Consider the following 19,131-nt stretch of genomic DNA (forward strand, 5'->3'; position numbering starts at 1 on the left):
GGATTGGCCGTGCCTTGGCTACGGGGTGGGTTGCTGGCCCTGCCGCGCGTTGACCAGTTCGACCTTCATCCATCCGGGCCGGCGCTCGTCGAACGCCTTGTAGGCATCGATCGCCGACGTCATCGCCTCGTGCTGGGTGATGACGCTGGTCGGGTCGAAGCCGCCGCTCCTGACCAGCTCGATCAGGTGCGGGATGTAGCGCCGGTGGTTGCAGTTGCCCATCTTGATCGTGATGTTCTTGAGCATGGCCTTGCCGATCGGGAAAGAGGAATCGTTGGGGGGATACACGCCGATGATCGCCAGCGTGCCCGCCTTGGCCAGCGCCTCGATCGCCCACTGCTGGGCCTGCGACGGCGCTTCACCCGGCTTCCAGTTCTGCCCGGACGGGTGCTGCACTGGCGCCACGCTCGCCACTTCCTGCCGGAACGCTTCTGCCTGCTGTTGCGCCTGCGCCGCAGCCGGCCCGTGGTGGGCGCATTCGGCGTCCACGCCCACCGCATCGATGGCGCAGTCGGCGCCAATGCCGCCGGTCAGGTCGCGCACCGCCTGCACCGGGTCTTCCTCGTCAAAATTGATCACCTCCGCGCCCTGGCGCCGCGCCATCTCCAGCCGGTCCGGCAGGTTGTCCACTGCCAGCACGCGCCCCGCGTCCATCAGCTTGGCCGAGGCAATGGCGAACTGCCCCACCGGCCCGCAGCCGAACACCACCACCGTGTGCCCGGGCTTGATGTGGGCAAGGTCGGCGCCGAAATAGCCGGTCGGGAAAATGTCGGACAACAGGATCGCCTGGTCGTCGCTGATGTCGTCCGGCAGCTTGACGAGGTTAATGCTGGCAAACGGGACCCGCGCCTTTTCTGCCTGCAAGCCGTTGAATGCGCCGGACAGCGGCGGCCCGCCATAGAACGCCGTGCCAGCCGTCGGCCCGTTCGGGTTCGCGATGTCGCACTGGGCGTAATAGCCTGCGCGGCAATACGAGCAGTAGCCGCAGGCAATAGTGGACGGGATCACCACGCGGTCACCGGGCGCCAGGTTGCGCACCGACTTGCCCACCTGCTCCACCACGCCGACGGCCTCATGGCCGAGGATGGTGCCGTCTTGCATGCCGCTGAAGGTGCCGCGCACGAAATGCAGGTCGGTCCCGCAGATGGCGCTCACGGTGATGCGCACGATCGCATCGGTCGGTTGCTGCAGGGCCGGCTCGGGCACGTCCTCGAGCCGGATGTCGCCGACGTCGTGAAATACAACAGCTTTCATCGCTTCTCCTTCCACACCAGCCGGTGTGCCTGGCAATCGGATGTGAAGCAGTTTTGATTCGCGTGGCGCCAGGCAGTTCGGCCGGGCGTGGCCAAAAACGAAAAAGCCCGGCAGTGCAATACTGCCGGGCCCGGGCTTTCAGGATGCGACGTTCAGGACGCTACAGCGGGGGCCTCTTTGGCCGCGTTGTTCAGCGCCGAACGATGGCGCGCATAGCCGAAGTACACGAACAGGCCGATCACCAGCCAGACCAGGAAAGCGATCCAGGTGGTCTTGCTCAGGAACGACATCAGCGTTGCGCAGAAGATCACGGCCAGCGCCGGGATAACTGGCACGCCCGGGCAGCGGAAGGCACGGTGCAGGTCCGGACGCTTCTTGCGCAGCACGATCACGGCCACCGACACCAGGCAGAACGCGGCCAGGGTGCCCATGTTGACCAGTTCGCCCAGCACGTCCAGCGGGACCAGCGCGCCCAGCAGCGCGAAGATGATGCCGACCATCCAGGTTGCGAAGAACGGGGTGCCGTACTTGGGGTGCACCTTCGACAGGCGGGCCGGCAGCAGGCCGTCGCGCGACATGGCGAAGATGATGCGGGTCTGGCCGTAGGCCATCACCAGGATCACGGTGGTCATGCCCAGGATGGCGCCCAGGCTGACGAATCCGGCGAACCAGTTTTCCTTGGCCACTTCAAGGGCCAGCGAGACCGGGTGGTCGATGTTGTTCTTGAATTCGGCGAACGGCACGATGCCGGTCATGATGGCCGAGACCACCACGTACAGGACGGTGCACAGCGCCAGCGAGCCGATGATGCCGATCGGCAGGTCGCGTTCGGGGCGCTTGACCTCTTCCGCTGCCGAGGTCACCGCGTCAAAGCCGATGAACGAGAAGAACACCAGGGCCGCCGCGCTCATCATGCCGCTTGCGCCAAACGGCATGAACGGCTGCCAGTTTTCCGGACGGACGTGTTTGGCGCCGACCACGATGAACAGCAGCACCACGCCCACCTTGATGGCCACCATGACGTTGTTGATGCGGGCCGATTCGCGCACGCCCAGCGACAGCATGAAGGTCAGGATCATCATGATGCAGAACGCCGGCAGGTTGAAATACGTGGTCACGCCCGCCTTGGCGCCCGGCGCCGCTGACAGCGCGTCCGGCAGATGGTAGCCCAGGCCGCCGATCAGCGACTGGAAATAGCCGGACCAGCCGGCCGACACCGCCGAGGTGGCCAGGCCGTATTCGAGCAGCAGGTCCCAGCCGATGATCCAGGCAACCAGTTCACCCAGGGTGGCGTAACTGTAGGTATAGATCGAGCCGGCAACCGGCACGGTGGAGGCGAATTCGGCATAGCACAGGGCCGCGAAGCCGCAGGCGAAGGCGCCGACGATGAAAGACAGGGTCAGCGACGGCCCTGCAGTGACCGCGCCGGCGCCGGTCAGCACGAAAATACCCGTGCCGATGATCGCGCCGATACCCATCATGATCAGGTCCATGGGGCCGAGCACCTTCTTGAGCCCGCTGTGCGAGCTGCGGCTCGCGGCAACCATGTGATCAAGATTTTTAGTTCTGAATAAACTCACTAGTCTCTCCAATTTGATAGGCGGCTTACGTTCTTGTTGTTGTCGCAAACCCAAGTTTTTCTACTGCAGTGACGACAGCTCCACCTTGCAGGCCATACATTATCGCATTCTCTACATACCCAGCGAGGCCGTTTGGCCGCTGCGGGGCACGCAGCACGCGCAAACCAGGTCCAAAATCCCTGGTCCACGCGCGGCGAAATGCCGCATTGAACCACTGCATGAGTTTTCGCGCAACAATAAAACGGCTGTCCATACAGACATACATACATCACCCTTGGGTGGCGCCGCCGGCATTCAGCCGGGCCTCCCGGTGCAGGCGCACCTGCACCGCGAACATGCGGAGCGCCGCAATCACCGGCACGGACAGGAAAATCCCGGGCACGCCTGCGAGCTCGTCGCCCGCCAGCAGGCCGAACACGACCAGGATGGCCGGCACGTTCACGCCCTCGCTCATCAGCCAGGGGTTGAGGATGTAGTCCTGGAAGATACGGTAGCCGGCGAAGAACAGCACCAGCCACCAGACGTGGCCATAACCGCTGAAGGCCGCCACCACGATGATCGTGAGCGCCGCAATGAGCGGGCCGAACACGGGAATGATTTCCAGCACCGCCGCCAGCCCCGCCAGCAGCAGTGTGAACGGCACGCCCAGGAGGCCCAGCACCACGCTGTACGAGACCAGGGTGGCCAGCACCAGCAGGGCCAGCGCCCTTACGTACTGCGAGAGCACGTCGTTCAGGCCGCGCGCCACGTTCGACCACAGCCTGCCATCGGGGCGCTGGGCCAGCGAAGCGAGGAAGGATTCGATCCAGGGCGCCTCCAGGATCATCAGGAAACTGAAGATCGGCACCACCACCACGTAGATCAGGTTTCCCGCCGCGTGGAACAGGCTGGTGCCCAGGCCGCGCACCACCGGCAGGGCCTGCGCCGTCCCGCCCTCCAGCAGGTGCTGCAGCAGGATGCCCAGCCGCACGCGCAGCGGCTCGAGCGGTGCCGGCAAGGGCAGCCGCCGCTCCAGCTCGCCCGGCTGCATCAACTTCGGCAACTGCTGGCCCAGGTTGGTCGCCTCCGCCACGATCTGGTTGCCGAACAGCAGGCCCACCAGCCCGATGAGGCTGGCGACGGCCGCGAACACCACCAGCAGCACCAGGGTGCGCGGCACGCGCAGGCCGCAGGCGCGTTGCGCGAGCGTGAACAAGGGATAGACCAGGTAGCTGAAGAACACACCGAACAGCATGACCAGCAGGGTCGTGCGCATCGTGTAGATGCAATACAGGCCAAGCAGGACCAAGGCCGCGGTCCAGACGACCCGGGCGGTGCGCACGTCGATACCGAACACGGATTCTCCCCAGCGTTTGTTCCGGCGGGCAGCCGGCGAACCGATGATAAGGCCACAACGGTTTTACGCAGCGCACGTGCTGGTGCCCGGCGACCTTGACTCAACTCAAACGGCGCCGGTCGCCCGGGCCTATGCTCGTGCTTGATTTTGCCGCGGGGGCACCATGGCTGCTGTCGCAATTCGGGCATCCCAACTGGTCAAATGGTTCGGCGAGGGCCGGGCCCGCACGCTGGCGGTCGACCATGCTGCGCTGGAGGCGCGCTTTGGCGAAATGCTGTTCATCGTCGGCCCCTCCGGCAGCGGCAAGACCACCCTGCTGTCCATCATCTCCGGCATCCTGCGCCCGGACGAAGGCACGGTCACGGTCAAGGACACCGACATCTGGCGCCTGTCCAAGGACGCGCTGGCTGAATTCCGCCTGCGCACCATCGGCTTCGTGTTCCAGGACTACCACCTGTTCCCGCGCCTGACCACGGCCGAGAATGTGGCCATTCCCCTGATCCTGCAGAACGTGGACTGGGACAAGGCCCTGGCCGAGGCAGAGAAATACCTGGAGGTGGTCGGCCTGCACGAGCGCATCGGCCTGCCCCCGTTCAAGCTCAGCGGCGGCGAGCAGCAGCGTGTGGCCATCGCCCGCGCCATCGTGAGCCAGCCGCAGATCCTGGTGCTCGACGAGCCGACCGCGTCGCTGGACGGCGACACCGGGCGCCGCATCCTGAGCTTCGTGCACGACCACATCCTCAACGACCAGCGCTGCATCCTGATCGTCACGCACGATGCGCGCATCTTCGAGTATGCGGACCGCATCCTGCGCATGGAGGACGGCCGCATCACCGGGGTCGCCACGGGCACGGGATGAACAACCGTTTCATCTTCCTGCTGTCGGTCCTGGGCGTGCTGGCCGCCTTTGCCACCGCCTGGCTGACCGGAAGGCCGACGGTGGCCCAGCCGCCGGTATTCAACCCGGCGCAGAACCCGTACGCACAGGGCATCTACGCCAACGGCATCATCGAAAGCGCCCAGTCGCACGGCCAGAACGTGAACATCTATCCCGAGGTGTCGGGCACGATCCGGCGCATTTTGGTGAACGAAGGCGACGCCGTGCGCGCGGGCGCCCCGCTGGTGCAGATCGACGACAGCATCCAGCGCGCCACCGTTGCCCAGCTGCGCGCGCAGATGGAGGCCGCCGCCACCACGTTGCAGGCGCTGCGCGCCCAGCCGCGCAAGGAAACGCTGGCCGTGTCGCAGGCACAGGAAAGGCAGGCGCGCGCCGACCTGGAGACCGCACGGAACCAGTACGACAAGCAGCAGCGCTCGTACCAGATCGAACCGCGTTCGGTGAGCCTGGACGCGCTGGACACCGCCCGCAACAAGCTGGAAACCGCGCAGGCTGCGCACATTGTGGCCCAGCGCCAGTACGAGCTGACGCGCGCCGGCGCATGGAGCTACGACATCCGCAACCAGGAACGCCTGGCCAGCGCGGCCGATCGCGCCTACCAGGCCGCTGCCGCCCTGCTCGACCGCTACACGCTGCGCGCGCCCGTCGACGGCGTCGTGCTGTCGGTGAACGCTGCGCTGGGCAGCTACGCCTCGCCGCAGGGTGTGTACGACAGCTACACGCAAGGCGCGCTGCCGGCGCTGGTGATGGGCGCGGACTCCGGGCAGTACGACGTGCGCTGCTACATCGACGAGATCCTCATCAGCCGCTTGCCTGCGCCGGAGCACATCGTGGCGCAGATGGCGATCCGCGGCACCAATGTCAAGCTGCCGCTCCAGTACGTGCGGGTGCAGCCGTACGTGTCGCCCAAGATCGCGCTGTCGAACCAGCGCCAGGAGCGCGTGGACGTGCGCGTGCTGCCGGTGATCTTCCGATTTACACGGCCGCGCGACGTGCGGGTGTACCCGGGCCAGCTGGTGGACGTGTACGTCGGCCGGCGCAACTAGGGGCATGCCATGCGCCGCGCCTGCACCGCCATTGCCACCGCCTGCCTGCTGGCCGGCTGCGCCGCCGGCCCCGATTTCGTGCGCCCCGCCCCGCCGCCGGACAGCGGCTACCTGCCGGCAAGCCAGCCAGCCGGTGGCGCGCAAGTCTTCCACCCCGGCGCCGCCGTCGCCCCGGACTGGTGGCGCATGTTCGGCTCGCCCGAACTGGACCGCATGATGCGCGCCGCGCTGGCCAACAACGGCACGCTGCAGGCGGCCCAGGCCGCGCTGCGCCAAAGCCAGGAAGAGCTGCGCGCCGGCCGCGGCGTGTTCTGGCCGCAGCTGGACCTGGCTTTTTCGGCACAGCGGCAAAAGGCCGCGCCGCTCACCTCGGGCCTGACCGCGTTGCGGGGCGTGTTCAACGTGTTCACGCTGGGCGGCACGATCAGCTATCTGCTCGACGTGGCCGGCGCCAACCGCCGCACGGTAGAGGCGCTGGGCGCGCAGGCCGACTTCCAGCGCAGCGAGATGCTGGCGACGTGGCTGTCGCTGTCGGGGAACATCGCCACCACCAGCATCGCGCGCGCCGCCTATGCGGCACAGATTGCAGCCACGCGCGAGCTGGTGCGGCGCCAGGCCGAGCAGCGCGACATCGCGCGCACCCAGGCCGCCGCCGGCATCGCGCCCTTTTCCAACGTGCTCAGCATCGAAAGCCAGCTTGCCAGCAGCCGTGCCCAGCTGCCGGCGCTGCAGCAGCGCTATGACCAGGCCACGCACCTGTTGGCCACGCTGGTGGGCCGCTCGCCCTCGCAATGGAGCGCGCCACCGCTCGCGCTCGACCAGCTCACCCTGCCGCGCGACCTGCCGCTCACACTGCCGTCCGAACTGGTGCGCCGGCGCCCCGACATCCTCTCGGCCGAGGCGCGCCTGCACGTGGCCAGCGCCAACATCGGCGTGGCCACCGCCGCGCTGTTCCCGAAAGTGAGCCTGGCCGCCAGCTACAGCACCGAAGGCCGCGAGATCGAGCACATGACCGGCCCGCACGGCAGGTTCTGGCAGACCGGCGCCATCGTCGACCTGCCGCTGTTCCATGGCGGGACGCTGGCGCACCAGCGCGACGCGTCCGTCCTGGCATGGCGCGGCGCGCTTGCGAACTACCGCCAGACCGTGCTCGCCGCATTCGCGCAGGTGGCCGACGCGTTGAGCGCGCTGGGCCACGACACCGACGCGGTGGCGGCCCAGCAGCAGGCGCTGGACGCGGCCCGGCAGGCGCTCACGCTGCTCGAGGCGAACTACCGCGCGGGCCTGGTGAGCTACCTCGACGTGCTGGTGGCCGACGCCCAGCTGCAGCGCGCGCAGATCGATTTCATCCAGGTCCGCGCCCAGCAACTGCAGGACAGCGCGGCGCTGTACCTGGCGCTGGGCGGCGGCTGGTGGGGCCTGCCCGCGCAAAGCCTGCAGGGGCCCCCGCCATGAAGCTGCCCGGCCACTGGCGCATCGCCTATAAGCTCTTGACCAACGACCGCGGCAAATTCTTCGCACTGCTGGTCGGGATTACCTTCGCGGTGTTCCTGATGGTGATGATGACCTCGATTTTCTCGGGGGTGCTCAAGCGCTCCTCGGCCACCGTGACCAACATCGGCGCCACGGTCTGGATCATGGACCCGGCAGTAAACACGGTGGCCAACACCATTCCCGTGCCCGACTACCTGCTGGATGCGGTGCGCAGCATTCCCGGCGTGCGCTACGCGGTTCCGATGTACACCGGCGGCGCGCTGGTCAAGCTGCGCAGCGGCCACTTCCAGTCCGTGAGCGTGATCGGCCTGGACGACACCACCCTGTTCGGCCGCCCGCCGCTCGAGGCGGGCAACATCCAGGACATCTACGGCGAGAACGGTTTCATCGTGGTGCGCGACGCCGAATACCGCAAGCTGGAAAATCCCGCCATCGGCACCGAATTCGAGCTCAATGACCACCGCGGCGTGATCGTCGGGATCGCCAGGGTGGCGGCGGGCGGCCTGTTCGGCGTACCCACGCTGTACACCACCTACAACCGCGCGATCCAGTACATCCCGTCCACGCGCTTCACGATCTCGTACATCCTGGTCGAGGTGAAATCGCAGGCGGCCATCGGGCAAGTCAAGCGCGAGGTCACGCGACTGGGCTACCTGGCCCTGACCCGCGACGAGTTCATCGCGCGCATCAGCGACTTCTACAAATACCAGACCGGCGTGGGCACCAATATCCTCTTGATGACCGTGATCAGCTTCATCGTCGGGCTGTCGATCTCGGGCCAGACCTTCTATACCTTCATCCTCGAAAACCTGGACAAGTTCGGGGCGCTCAAGGCCATCGGCGCCAAGAGCCGCGAGCTGGTGTACATGATCCTGTTCCAGGCCACGTTCACCTCGCTGACCGGGTATGGCCTGGGTGTGGGCCTGTGCACGCTGCTCGTCACGCTGGCCAAGCTGCGCCTGCCGAACTACGCCTCGCAGATCACCTACGGGAACCTTGGGCTCGCGCTCGGCATGGTGGTGCTGATCGCGGCCATGTCGAGCTACATCGGCATCCGCAAGATCCTGCGCATCGAAGCCTTCGACATCTTCCGCGGCTAGCGCCCGCGCTGCCGGTAGCCACGGCCGCCGCGGCCGAACAGCGGGCAGTAGTTGGTGCTCGCCTCCAGGTTGGGCCCGGCCCTGCCGCTGCCATCGACCACGCGGATCCAGCCGTCCGGATGCGCCGGCGACGGCGTCTCGCCGCAATTGGTGTGCACGAAATGGATGCCCACGCCGCGGTCGTACAGCTCGCCGCACAGCGCGAGCTTGTCGCCCACGCGGATGGCGTCGATCGGCGCCGGCACTTCGGGCCGGTCCGGCTGGTAGCCGCTTGCGAACACGTTGTCGATCGCCACGTCATAGACCTGGCCGTCCTGGTCGGCGCGCAGCTTCAGGTGCGTGTGCGACAGCTCCACGCCCTTGCGGAACTGGCCGTGCGTGAACTTGGGGCCCTTGACCACGGTCCCCGACACATACGAGCCGCGCGCCGCCTCGCAGGCCTGGCGGTCATCGGCAAAGGCGGCAGTGGCCGCCGCCAACAGTGCAATTGCGAGCAAAGGTCGTTTCATGTTCTCTTTTGATGGTGGTGCCGCCCCGACTCGTGCGCGGAGCGCAGCGCCGGATATTGTACGCTGGGCACGCCCCGCGTTATCATCCGCGACCATGTCTTTACTCGCCCGCCCCGCCACCCTCGCCGCCGCCCTGCTGGCATGCCCGTTTGTCCACGCGGCCCGCCCGATGGTCACGGACGACGCTTCCATCGTGGCGCCGCGCGAGTGCCAGGTCGAAGCCTGGACCGACCGCCATCCGGGCGACATCCAGTACTGGGCGGTCCCGCACTGTAACCCTGGCGGCGACTGGGAACTGGCCGCGGGCGCGGGCGAACTTCGCCCCACCCCGGCGCACGCTTCCACCTCGGGCCTGCTGCTGGCAAAGACCGTGTTCCGGCCGCTGGAACCGAACGGCTGGAGCGCCGGAATGACGCTGGCTAACCAGTTCGGGCGCGGCAGCGGATTCCTCTCGAATGCGTCGCTGAACGCTCTGCTGAGCTTTTCCCTGATGGACGACGCGGTGCGCGTGCATGTGAATGCCGGCTGGCTGCGCGTGCACGGGGCGCGCTCGGGGCCGAGCTGGGGCCTGGGCGGCGAGTGGACCGCCAGCCCACGCTGGAGCCTGACGCTGGAATCGTATGGCCAGGGAAGCACTTATGCCCAGGCAGGCGTGCGCTATGCCACGCCCTCGGGCGACGTCATCCTGGACGCGGCGCTGGGCGACCGCATCAGCCTGCGCGGCAAGGAGCGCTACCTGGCGTTCGGCCTGACCTTCACCGGGCTGTCGCTGCGCTGACGCTCACTTCGGTTCCAGCCCGGGCAGCTTGAGGCGCCCGAGGTGGTAGTCGTACTCGTACACCTCGCCATAACGGCCCCATTCCACCGCAATCTCCAGCGTGCGCTTGGCCTCGTCGGACTCCATGTGCTCTTCCAGCAGTTCCAGGAACGGCTGCTCCGACACGGTGCCGCTTTCGTCCGCCGTCAGGCGTTCGCGCACCAGGGCGGCCAGCGGCACGTTGGCCAGCAACTGGCGCCCGAAGATCTCCTGACGCTCCTGCTGGTCGGCGCCGGCGTAGCGCATGCCCAGCGGCGTGAGCATGATGTCGCCCGACTCCACCTGCGACAGGCCCAGCATGCCCATCGCCTCGTAGGTCGGGAACAACTCCTCGTCGGGCAGCTCGGCTTCCTCGGCCAGCTTGGGCAGGTCGGCGCGGCCGTCAAAGGGCGGCTGCGCGACCAGGTCCAGCACTGCTTCGATGCGGTCGATGTCGGTATCGGGCAGCCGGTAGTCCGGTTGCACGGGAGCGGGCGCGGCGCCGGCGGCAACCTGCGGCGCCGGGCGCATGGTCATCAGGCCATACACCTGGTCCACCAGCGCGCGCACCCGTGGCGAGTCCACGTCGCGCGGGCGCGGCAGGTTGATCGCCACCTCGCTCACGATGCGCCCGGGGTCGCTGGACAGGATGATGATGCGGTCGGCCATCATCACCGCCTCTTCGATGTTGTGCGAGACCACGACGATGCCGCGCGTGGGGATCTGGTTGCTGTCCCACAGGTCGAGGATGTCGTTGCGCAGCGTCTCGCCGGTCAGCACGTCGAGCGCGGAAAACGCCTCGTCCATCAGCAGCACGTCCGGATTGGTCACCAGCGCGCGCGCGATGCCGACGCGCTGGCGCATGCCGCCGGAGAGCTCGCGCGGCAAGGCGCCGCCAAAGCCGGCCAGGCCGATCATCTCCAGCACCGCATCGGCGCGCTGCTCCCGTTCGGCCGGCGGCACGCCTTGTGCCTCCAGGCCCAGCTCCACGTTCTGCTGCACCGTCAGCCACGGGAACAGCGCAAACGACTGGAACACCATCGCCACACCGCTCGCCGGTCCGTCGATTGGCCGCGCGCGATAGCTGGCACGCCCGCCGTCGGCCGGGACCAGCCCGGCCATGATCCGCAGCAGCGTCGACTTGCCCGAGCCGGACTTGCCCAGCAGGGCCACGATTTCGCCCTTCTGCAGGGCGAAGTCCACCTTGTCGAGGATGCGGCGCGGCGCGCCTTCGGCACTGGTGAAGGTCTTGCCGACGCCTTCGAGCGCGATCAGGATTTGTTCGGTCATCATGCCTCCTTACAGGCTGCGGTCGCCGGCGAGCAGGTACAGCTTGCGCCAGAAGAACCGGTTCAACAGCATCACGAAAATGCACATCACGCCGATGCCAAGCGCGATGCGGTGGAAGTCGCCGGCATCGGTCATCTGCTTGATGTAGCTGCCAAGGCCCTGGGCGGCCAGCGTGGTCTTGCCCCAGGTGACGTATTCGGCCACGATACTCGCGTTCCACGAACCGCCGCTGGCGGTGATGGCGCCGGTCAGGTAAGCCGGGAACACGGCCGGCAGGTACACCCGCTTCCATTTGAGCCAGCCCTTCAGGCCCAAATTGTCGGCCGCCAGCCGCAGCTCGGTGGGCACGGTCGACGCGCCGGCCACCACGTTGAACAGGATGTACCACTGGGTACCGAATACCATCAGGGGACTGAGCCAGATGTCCGGGTTGAGCCGGAACGTGACCAGCACGAACACCACCACCGGGAACATCAGGTTGACCGGGAACGCAGCCAGGAACTGCGCCACCGCCTGCACGCGCTGCGAGTAGCGCGGACGCAGGCCGATCCATACCGCGACCGGCACCCACACCAGCGAGGCGAGCGCAATGAGCAGCATCACGCGCAGCAGCGTGGCCAGGCCCAGCAGCACCACATGGCCGACCTCGGCCCACCCCACTTGCGCATGCACGTACACGATCAGCCGCAGGCTGGCGTAGCAGGCGGCCAGCGCGAGGAAGCCATCCCACAACCGTGGCAGCGCGCGCTGCCAGGGGGCCGGCGCCTGTGCGCTGGCCCGCACGACCGGCGCACCGCCGAACCAGCCCAGCGCGCCGCGCATGCGTGCCCAGAAGCGGTCCGCCAGCCGGCGCATCCAGCGGCTGCGGCGGCCCCAGTCCAGCAGCCACGAGCGCTGCGCCGTCTCGCCCTGCGACTCCTCGAAGCGGAACTTGTCGGCCCAGGCCAAGAGCGGCCGGAAGAACAGCTGGTCGTACAGCACGATCCCGGCCAGCATCGCCCCGATCGCCGCGGCGACGGCGCGGCCGTTCTCCTGCTCGATCGCCACCGCGATGTAGGCGCCGATCCCGGGCAGCTTGATGTCCTGGCCGGCCACCGAGATCGCCTCGGCCGCGACCAGGAAGAACCAGCCGCCGGACATCGACATCATCATGTTCCACAGCAGGGCCGGCATCGCGTACGGCAGTTCCAGGCGCCAGAAGCGCTGCCAGCCCGACAGGCAGAACACCCGCGCCGCCTCGGACAGTTCGGCCGGCACGGTGCGCATCGACTGGTACAGGCTGAACGCCATGTTCCACGCCTGCGAGGTAAAGATCGCAAACACCGCCGCGCACTCGACGCCCAGCAGGCTGCCCGGGAACAGTGCAATGAAGGGGGCGATCGCGATCGCCTGGAAGCCCAGGATCGGCACCGACTGCAGGATGTCGAGCAGTGGAATGAGCACCTTTTCGGCCGCCCGGTACTTGGCCGCGACCGCCGCGAACACGAACGAGAACAAGAGCGAGCAGCCGAGCGCCATGAACATGCGCAGGATGGTGCGCAGCAGGTAGTACGGCAGCACCGCCACATCCAGCGAAATCGGCGTGGCCTGCCCCAGCACGAACGGGCGCGCCATTTGCATGGCGCCGTAGGCGGCCGCGGCCAGTACCGCCAGCACCAGCGGCAGCAGCACCCAGTCCCAGCGATTGGGCCCGCGTGCGGCCCTGCCCTGGCCGCCCTGCCGCACATTGAAGAACTCGAACATCAACACATCCCTGACCGCACGCGTGCGGCTCGCCCAGGCGCGCCTCTGGCGCCTGTGGTTGACCCGTCGTTTGGCCGCGCTTGCGGCATCGATGGTGCGCCGGCACGCGCGCAGGCAAACGCTGCCGCGCGCCATGCCGGTTTTGCGTGTGTTGCTGACTATACGGATGCGCCGGCCAGGACCGGCACACAAAGACGCCATCATCCGTGGCAGGATGACGGCAGGGGACGGGGAACGCCTGCGTTATCTTGCCAAGGAAGCGCCAGCCTCGTGCTGGCTACAACTGTCGCTTGAACAAGTGCCCATGAGTGGACCCGAAAAATGAAAACAGCGCGAGTGTAAGTGGGCAGTGGCTGCTCCGTCAAGGCAAAAAGCGACCTCGGCCGGTCACGCCTTACACCAGCGACAGCGCAAGGTCCACCAGCGTCAACCCGGCCGAGCAGGCCATCAGCACCGCCGTGATCCAGCCGGGCACCGCCAGCCGGCGCGGGATCACGAAGCGGCCCATGACCTTGGGGTTGCGCGCGATCGACAGCAGCAGGAACAGCAGCGGCACGCTCAGGATGCCGTTGATGACAGCACTGGCGATCAGCGCGCGGATCGGATCAATGCCGATGAAGTTCATCGCCATGCCCAGCAGCGTGGCCACCGCGATCACCGCGTAGAACCGGCGTGCCTGGTAGGGCTTGTAATCGAGGCCGGTGCGCCAGCGGAACGCCTCGCCCATCGCGTAGCCGAGCGAACCGGCCAGGGTGGGCACCGCCAGCAAGCCGGTGCCGATGACACCGATCGCAAACAGCAGGAACGCATGGCGCCCCGCGACCGGCTCGAGCGCGCGGGCGGCCTGTTCGGCCGATTCCACCTGGGTGATGCCGTGCGCGTTCAGGGTCACGGCGGCGGTCAGGATGATGAAGAACATCACGGCATTGGACACCGCCATGCCCAGGTAGGTGTCCACCCGGATCTTCATGAACTGCTGGCGCGCCTGGCTCGGCGCAATGCGCACCGGCGCCTCGTGCGGGGTGTTGCGCTGCTCCTCCACTTCCAGCGAGGACTGCCAGACGAACAGGTAGGGGCTGATCGTCGTGCCCAGCACCGCGGTGAGCATGGACAGGTAGCCATGCGAGAACTGCAGCCGCGGCACCAGCGTGTCGCGTGCCACGTCAGGCCACGGTATCTGCACAAAGAACACGATCCCGACGTAGGCGAACACGCACAGGCCCAGCCACTTGAGCAGCGACGAGTAGGCGGAATACGAGAGCAGGGTCAGCGCGACGACCGACACCACGCTGATCGCAACCGGGTACAGGTGCAGGCGGTCGCGTCCCAGCACCAGTTCCATCGACGCGGCCATGCCGCCGATGTCGGCGCCGATGTTGATGATGTTCGAGATCGCGATCAGCACCACGACCATGTACATCAGCGCGGGCGGATAATGCCGCCGGATGTTGCCGGCCAAGCCGTGGCCGGACACGCGGCCGATGCGCGCGCTGATCTCCTGCACCGCCGCCATCAGGGGAAAGGTGAACAGCGACACCCACAGCATGGCCGTGCCGAACCGGGCGCCGGCCTGCGAGTAGGTCGCGATGCCGCTCGGGTCGTCGTCGGCAACGCCCGTGATGAAACCGGGGCCAACCTGACGCAACGCTTCTTTCCACTCCGGCTTCATGGGTGGAGGCTAACACAGCTCGCACGGTAGGGTGGGCAGGTTTCCTGCCCACGCGTGCAAGCGGAGCACGCCTGGCCTGAACGCGTGGGCAGGAGACCTGCCCACCCTACGCTGCCGGAGTCAGCGCACCGGGGCGATGCGCCAGATCACGCCGCCGCCATCGTCGGCCACCAGCAGCGCGCCATCGGCCGCGACCGTCACCGCCGCCGGGCGGCCCCAGACGTCGCGGTCCGACAGCACCATGCCGGTCATGAAGTCCTCGTATTCGCCGGTCGGCACGCCCTTCTTCATGAACACGCGCACCAGCTTGTAGCCGGTGCGGGTGCCACGGTTCCAGGAGCCGTGCAGCGCCAGGAAGATATCGCCCTCGTATTCCTTGGCGAAGGCGTGCTTCGCGCCCGCCGGCGCGTGGTACACCACCATGCCCAGCGGCGCCGAGTGGGCCTGCAGCAGCGTGTCCGGCACGATCGCCTTGCCCTTCAGGTCCGGACGCACGCCCTTCAAGCGCGGCTCTTCGTGGTCGCCGATGTAGTACCAAGGCCAGCCGTAAAAGCCGCCCTTCTTCACGCGCGTCACGTAATCCGGCGGCAGGTTGTCGCCGAGCTCGTCGCGCTCGTTCACGCTGCACATCAGCTCGCCGGTGCCGGGATAGACCAGCATGCCGACGCAGTTGCGCAAGCCCGTCGCATAGGTGCGGCGGTTGCCGCCGTCCGGATCGAAGGCGAGCACGGCGGCGCGGTCGGTCTCCACGCCCCACGCGCCGCCAAGGCCGTGCCTGGCTTCCCACTGCGCCAGCGGCTCGGGCGGCTGCGCGCCGATGTCGGCGGCGTAGTTGGTGGCCGAGCCAACCGACACGAACATCGTCTTGCCGTCCTCGGAGAAGGCCAGCGTGCGCGTGACGTGGCCGCCCGAGGTCCCCGCCAGCTGCGCCACCACCACCTCGGGCTCGCCGCGCGCGGCCAGGTCGCCGTTCGAATACGGGAAACGCACCACCGAGTTCACGTTGGCCACGTACAGGTATTTGGGGTGGGCGCCGGACGGGTAGAACGCCATGCCATACGGCCGCGTGAGGCCGCTTGCGAACACGCTCGCGGTCTCGGCGGTCTCGCCGTTGGACGAACGCAGCAACTTGATCTGGCCCTTGGCCGGTTCGGCCAGGAAGATGTCGCCATTGGGTGCGCGCACCGGCAGCCGCCCCTTCTCTGGGTCGGTGGCGAAGATGCCCACCTTGAAGCCGGGCGGCACGGCCGGCAGCGCACCGTCCGGACGCGGCGCGAGCTTGGAACCGTTGCCCGCGCTGCTGCTGGCAAACGGCGCAACGAGCTCGGCTGCCGTGATGCGGTGCCGTTTGCCGGGCTTGTTCTCGCCCCATGCCGCCGCGTCCGCATGTGCCGCCGCGCCCGCCGCCGCTGCCGGCCCCTGCGCCAGGCCGCTCAGGCTGGCCAGGTAGTCGATCAGCGGCTCACGGTCCGCCTTGTCCGGCACCATCACCGGCATCGTCGTGCCCGGCACTGACTGCTCGGGATCGACAAGGAACACGTCGAGCTCGGCGCGGGTCCAGGTACGGCCGCTCGCGCCGGCCTTGGCCAGTGCTTCGGTATAGTTGTAGCCGGGCGCCGAACCAAGCTTGCGCCCCAGCAGGCCATACAGGCTGGGGCCGGAGCGCGAACCCATCTTCGGATCAACCGTATGGCACTCGGCGCAATTGCTTTCAAAAAAGGTCTGGCCGACCGAGGGGGCGGCATGGACCGCGTTTGCCGCCGCCAGCGCGGCCAGCAGCACGGCGTGAACCGTCAGGATCTTGCGTCGCAAGGGTTTTCTCCTCATCATTCTTTTAGGTTCGCCCATCATAGGGCAAGAAGCTAACTTGCGATAAGTTTTTGATGTCTAACCCGGCACAACCTGGAGGACGAATCGATGAACGAAGAAACCCTGAATCTCAGCGTGCGCAAATTCCTGAAGATGGTGGGCGTCAAATCCCAGCACGAGATCGAACAGGCCGTCGCACGCGCGCTGGCCGCGCGCCAGATTCCCGCCGATGCGGTGTTGCCGGCAACAATGACGCTCGAGGTGGCGGGCCTGCAGTTGAAGGTGCGCTTCGACGGCGAGATTGCGCTCGAGTGACTGCTGGAAGATTCGTAGGGTGGGCTCTTGAGCCCACGCGTTGTTCACGCGGCAGGTGCACCTGCGTGGGCTCAAGAGCCCACCCTACATGAACCGGCCATACAAACAAAAAACGCTGCAGGCTTGCGCGTGCAGCGTTTTAAAATTCTTGGTGGGAAGTGCAAGTTTCGAACTTGCGACCCCTGCAGTGTGAATGCAGTGCTCTACCCCTGAGCTAACCTCCCGTTTGATCCGGGAGTGCTTCCCGTTCAACGAGGCGTATTATGACAGGTCTCTTTCTGTTTGTCACCCCTGTTGAGAATAATTTCTCCAAACACAGCTGCCTTTGGCCGCCTTGTCCAGCCCGCCCAGCACGCTTTCGTGGAGGGCTTCCTCTTCCGCGTTTGCCTTGAGCACGATGATCTCGCCCAGCGGCACCGCTTCCAGCAGGTCGCCCCCGATCGCCGCCTCGACCTCCACATCCATCGACAGCGTGTTCTGCCCGCGCGTCATCGCGAGGTAGACATCGGCCAGCAGCTCCGAGTCGAGCAATGCGCCGTGCAGCTTGCGGTGCGCGTTGGAGATGCCGTAGCGGTCGCACAGCGCGTCGAGCGAGTTGCGCTTGCCCGGGTGCAGTTCCTTGGCATGCACCAGGGTGTCGATCACGCCGGTGCAGTGCTCGGTGAACTCCGGCAGGCCCAGGCGCGAGAACTCGTGGTTCAAAAAGCCCAGGTCGAACGGCGCGTTGTGGATGATGATCTCGGCCCCGCGCACATACTCGCGCAGCTCCTCGACGATCTCGTGGAACCTGGGCTTGTCGCTCAAGAACTCGGTGGTCAGGCCGTGCACTGCGAGCGCGGCCTCGTCGGAGTCGCGCTCGGGGTTGATGTAGCGGTGGAAGTTGTTGCCGGTGAGCTTGCGGTTGAAGATTTCAACGCAGCCGATTTCGATGATGCGGTCGCCAGTGCGGGGATTTAAGCCTGTGGTTTCGGTATCGAGGACAATCTGGCGCATGGAGTGTTACGGATGAGTTGGCACGTCGCGAGTATAGCAAACCCGCGGCCCGCTCATCGACGCACCGACGCCACACCCCGGTTGGCCAGCACGTCGGCGCGCTCGTTGCCGGGATGGCCGTTGTGGCCGCGCACCCAGCGCCATTCGACGTCGTGCTGCTGCTGTGCCGCGTCGAGCGCGCGCCACAAATCCTCGTTCTTCACCGGCTCCTTGGTCGAGGTCTTCCAGCCGCGCGCCTTCCAGCCGTGAATCCACTCCGAGATGCCCTTCTGTACATACTGGCTGTCGGTGTGCAGCACCACCTGGCACGGGCGCGTCAGCGCGCCGAGGGCCTCGATCACGGCCTTCAGCTCCATGCGGTTGTTGGTGGTGTTCAGCTCGCCGCCGAAAATTTCCTTCTCGTGGCCGTTGGACACCAGGAGCGCACCCCAACCGCCCGCGCCGGGGTTTCCCTTGCAGGCGCCATCGGTGTAAATCTCTACTTTCGTCGTCATGCCGCCCTTATTTGACTCGTTCATTCCTGTTTGCGGCCGGCACGGTCTGCGCGGCCTTGGTGGGTTTCTTGTTCCAGGCCGGCCCGATCAGGCGCATGCCCTTGACCCGCTTGATCGCATGCACGATGTACACCGCGCCGAGGTAAGGCCACCACTTCTGGCCGGCCGATTCCATCACGGAAAAACGGTCGAGCCACTGCTCGGTGCGAAACGGCGGCGCGTAGCAGCCGAAATGGCTGCGGCTCTCGCCCAGATTCAACAATTTTAACCAGTCTTTCAGGCGCGGCAAAGAGATGAACTCGCCGGCGGCCGGCAGGTAATCGCTGCGCGTGATCTTGCCCACGCCCTGGCGCACGCCCCACATGCTGGCCGGATTGAAGCCGCAAATGATGACCTGCCCTTCCGGGATCAGCACGCGCTCGACCTCGCGCAGCACCTGGTGCGGCTCGGCCGCGAACTCGAGCACGTGCGGCAGCACCACCAGGTCCAGGCTCTGCGAGGCGAACGGCAGGTCGGCAAAGTCCAGCGCCACCGCGACCTGCTTGCCATGGGTAATCGCCAGCTCGTCCACGGTCGACGTGCGCGTTGCCGCCTGCCACTTGTTGGGCATCCGGTTGGCCGCCAGCGCGTCGATTTGCGGCAAGCCGATCTGGATGGCGTTGAAGCCGAAGATGTCCGCCGTCAACTCGTCGAGGCAGCTCTGTTCCCACGCGCGCACGTAGGCGCCGGCCGGCGATTGCAGCCAGTGGTCGAGCGCTATAATGGATTTTTCGGATGCAGCACTATCCATGCCTACCCTTTGTCG

General features: G+C 66.8%; 18 protein-coding genes and 1 tRNA gene. 7 read left to right on the forward strand and 12 right to left on the reverse strand.

Annotated features, from left to right (window positions below):
* Positions 1 to 18: 18 nt before the first annotated feature.
* The 3 genes from NX774_RS07445 to NX774_RS07455 form a co-directional block, all read right to left on the reverse strand.
* Positions 19 to 1,254, reverse strand: coding sequence for a zinc-dependent alcohol dehydrogenase (locus tag NX774_RS07445; protein ID WP_258821551.1), 1,236 nt, complete (start codon positions 1,252 to 1,254; stop codon positions 19 to 21).
* A 152-nt stretch (positions 1,255 to 1,406) separates the two neighbouring features.
* Positions 1,407 to 2,834 (reverse strand): branched-chain amino acid transporter BcaP, encoded by a 1,428-nt coding sequence (gene bcaP, locus NX774_RS07450; protein WP_370660407.1) that lies wholly within the window; start codon positions 2,832 to 2,834, stop codon positions 1,407 to 1,409.
* Between the two features lie 268 nt (positions 2,835 to 3,102).
* Positions 3,103 to 4,170, reverse strand: a complete 1,068-nt coding sequence (locus tag NX774_RS07455) for an AI-2E family transporter (protein ID WP_258821553.1) — start codon at positions 4,168 to 4,170, stop codon at positions 3,103 to 3,105.
* Between the two features lie 163 nt (positions 4,171 to 4,333).
* On the opposite strand from NX774_RS07455, the gene NX774_RS07460 reads away from it, so the two are divergent.
* From NX774_RS07460 to NX774_RS07475, 4 genes are read left to right on the forward strand one after another with little or no spacing between them, the layout of a single operon-like run.
* The gene (locus NX774_RS07460; protein WP_258821554.1) at positions 4,334 to 5,029 is read left to right on the forward strand and encodes an ABC transporter ATP-binding protein; all 696 of its coding nucleotides are present in this window, start codon (positions 4,334 to 4,336) and stop codon (positions 5,027 to 5,029) included.
* Complete coding sequence (locus tag NX774_RS07465) at positions 5,026 to 6,114, forward strand: HlyD family secretion protein (protein ID WP_258821555.1); 1,089 nt, start codon at positions 5,026 to 5,028, stop codon at positions 6,112 to 6,114. Before NX774_RS07460 ends, NX774_RS07465 begins: the two co-directional genes overlap by 4 nt.
* A 9-nt stretch (positions 6,115 to 6,123) precedes the next feature.
* Positions 6,124 to 7,569, forward strand: a complete 1,446-nt coding sequence (locus NX774_RS07470; protein ID WP_258821556.1) for an efflux transporter outer membrane subunit — start codon at positions 6,124 to 6,126, stop codon at positions 7,567 to 7,569.
* On the forward strand, positions 7,566 to 8,708 hold the full coding sequence (locus NX774_RS07475) for an ABC transporter permease (protein WP_370660408.1): 1,143 nt from the start codon (positions 7,566 to 7,568) through the stop codon (positions 8,706 to 8,708). Before NX774_RS07470 ends, NX774_RS07475 begins: the two co-directional genes overlap by 4 nt.
* Here NX774_RS07475 and NX774_RS07480 read toward each other — a convergent pair.
* A complete protein-coding gene (locus tag NX774_RS07480; RefSeq protein ID WP_258821557.1) occupies positions 8,705 to 9,217 on the reverse strand; it encodes a hypothetical protein in 513 nt (170 codons plus the stop codon). The genes NX774_RS07475 and NX774_RS07480 overlap by 4 nt on opposite strands.
* Before the next feature lie 94 nt (positions 9,218 to 9,311).
* Here NX774_RS07480 and NX774_RS07485 point away from each other — a divergent pair, with 94 nt between their 5' ends.
* Positions 9,312 to 9,995 carry a PA4824 family protein gene (locus NX774_RS07485; protein WP_258821558.1) on the forward strand — a complete coding sequence of 228 codons (684 nt, stop codon included), beginning with the start codon at positions 9,312 to 9,314 and terminating at the stop codon, positions 9,993 to 9,995.
* 3 nt (positions 9,996 to 9,998) lie between these two features.
* Here NX774_RS07485 and NX774_RS07490 read toward each other — a convergent pair whose 3' ends face one another.
* Together NX774_RS07490 and NX774_RS07495 are read right to left on the reverse strand one after the other, a co-directional pair.
* Complete coding sequence (locus NX774_RS07490; protein WP_258821559.1) at positions 9,999 to 11,303, reverse strand: ABC transporter ATP-binding protein; 1,305 nt, start codon at positions 11,301 to 11,303, stop codon at positions 9,999 to 10,001.
* Positions 11,304 to 11,312: 9 nt separating this feature from the next.
* Positions 11,313 to 13,046, reverse strand: a complete 1,734-nt coding sequence (locus NX774_RS07495; protein ID WP_258821560.1) for an ABC transporter permease — start codon at positions 13,044 to 13,046, stop codon at positions 11,313 to 11,315.
* Here NX774_RS07495 and NX774_RS07500 point away from each other — a divergent pair.
* The gene (locus tag NX774_RS07500) at positions 13,030 to 13,371 is read left to right on the forward strand and encodes a hypothetical protein (protein ID WP_258821561.1); all 342 of its coding nucleotides are present in this window, start codon (positions 13,030 to 13,032) and stop codon (positions 13,369 to 13,371) included. The genes NX774_RS07495 and NX774_RS07500 overlap by 17 nt on opposite strands.
* Before the next feature lie 69 nt (positions 13,372 to 13,440).
* Here the strand turns inward: NX774_RS07500 and NX774_RS07505 are convergent, their stop codons facing one another.
* Together NX774_RS07505 and NX774_RS07510 are read right to left on the reverse strand one after the other, a co-directional pair.
* Positions 13,441 to 14,691: an Nramp family divalent metal transporter gene (locus tag NX774_RS07505; RefSeq protein ID WP_258821562.1), complete on the reverse strand. Its 1,251-nt coding sequence runs from the start codon at positions 14,689 to 14,691 to the stop codon at positions 13,441 to 13,443.
* Between the two features lie 144 nt (positions 14,692 to 14,835).
* Entirely contained in the window at positions 14,836 to 16,527 is a 1,692-nt protein-coding gene (locus NX774_RS07510; RefSeq protein ID WP_258821563.1) for a PQQ-dependent sugar dehydrogenase, read from the reverse strand.
* A gap of 105 nt (positions 16,528 to 16,632) precedes the next feature.
* On the opposite strand from NX774_RS07510, the gene NX774_RS07515 reads away from it, so the two are divergent.
* The gene (locus tag NX774_RS07515; RefSeq protein WP_258821564.1) at positions 16,633 to 16,839 is read left to right on the forward strand and encodes a DUF6494 family protein; all 207 of its coding nucleotides are present in this window, start codon (positions 16,633 to 16,635) and stop codon (positions 16,837 to 16,839) included.
* Positions 16,840 to 16,988: 149 nt separating this feature from the next.
* Here the strand turns inward: NX774_RS07515 and NX774_RS07520 are convergent.
* From NX774_RS07520 to NX774_RS07535, 4 genes are all read right to left on the reverse strand, one after another.
* Positions 16,989 to 17,063, reverse strand: a tRNA-Val gene (locus tag NX774_RS07520).
* Positions 17,064 to 17,124: 61 nt separating this feature from the next.
* Positions 17,125 to 17,832 carry a DNA polymerase III subunit epsilon gene (dnaQ, locus tag NX774_RS07525; protein WP_258821565.1) on the reverse strand — a complete coding sequence of 236 codons (708 nt, stop codon included), beginning with the start codon at positions 17,830 to 17,832 and terminating at the stop codon, positions 17,125 to 17,127.
* Positions 17,833 to 17,885: 53 nt separating this feature from the next.
* Positions 17,886 to 18,326: a ribonuclease HI gene (rnhA, locus tag NX774_RS07530; protein ID WP_258821566.1), complete on the reverse strand. Its 441-nt coding sequence runs from the start codon at positions 18,324 to 18,326 to the stop codon at positions 17,886 to 17,888.
* Between the two features lie 7 nt (positions 18,327 to 18,333).
* Positions 18,334 to 19,116, reverse strand: a complete 783-nt coding sequence (locus NX774_RS07535; RefSeq protein ID WP_258821567.1) for a class I SAM-dependent methyltransferase — start codon at positions 19,114 to 19,116, stop codon at positions 18,334 to 18,336.
* Positions 19,117 to 19,131: the final 15 nt, after the last annotated feature.

Origin of the sequence: Massilia agilis (genome assembly GCF_024756255.1) — a bacterium.
In the GTDB taxonomy this organism is placed as follows: Bacteria; Pseudomonadota; Gammaproteobacteria; order Burkholderiales; family Burkholderiaceae_D; genus Telluria; species Telluria agilis.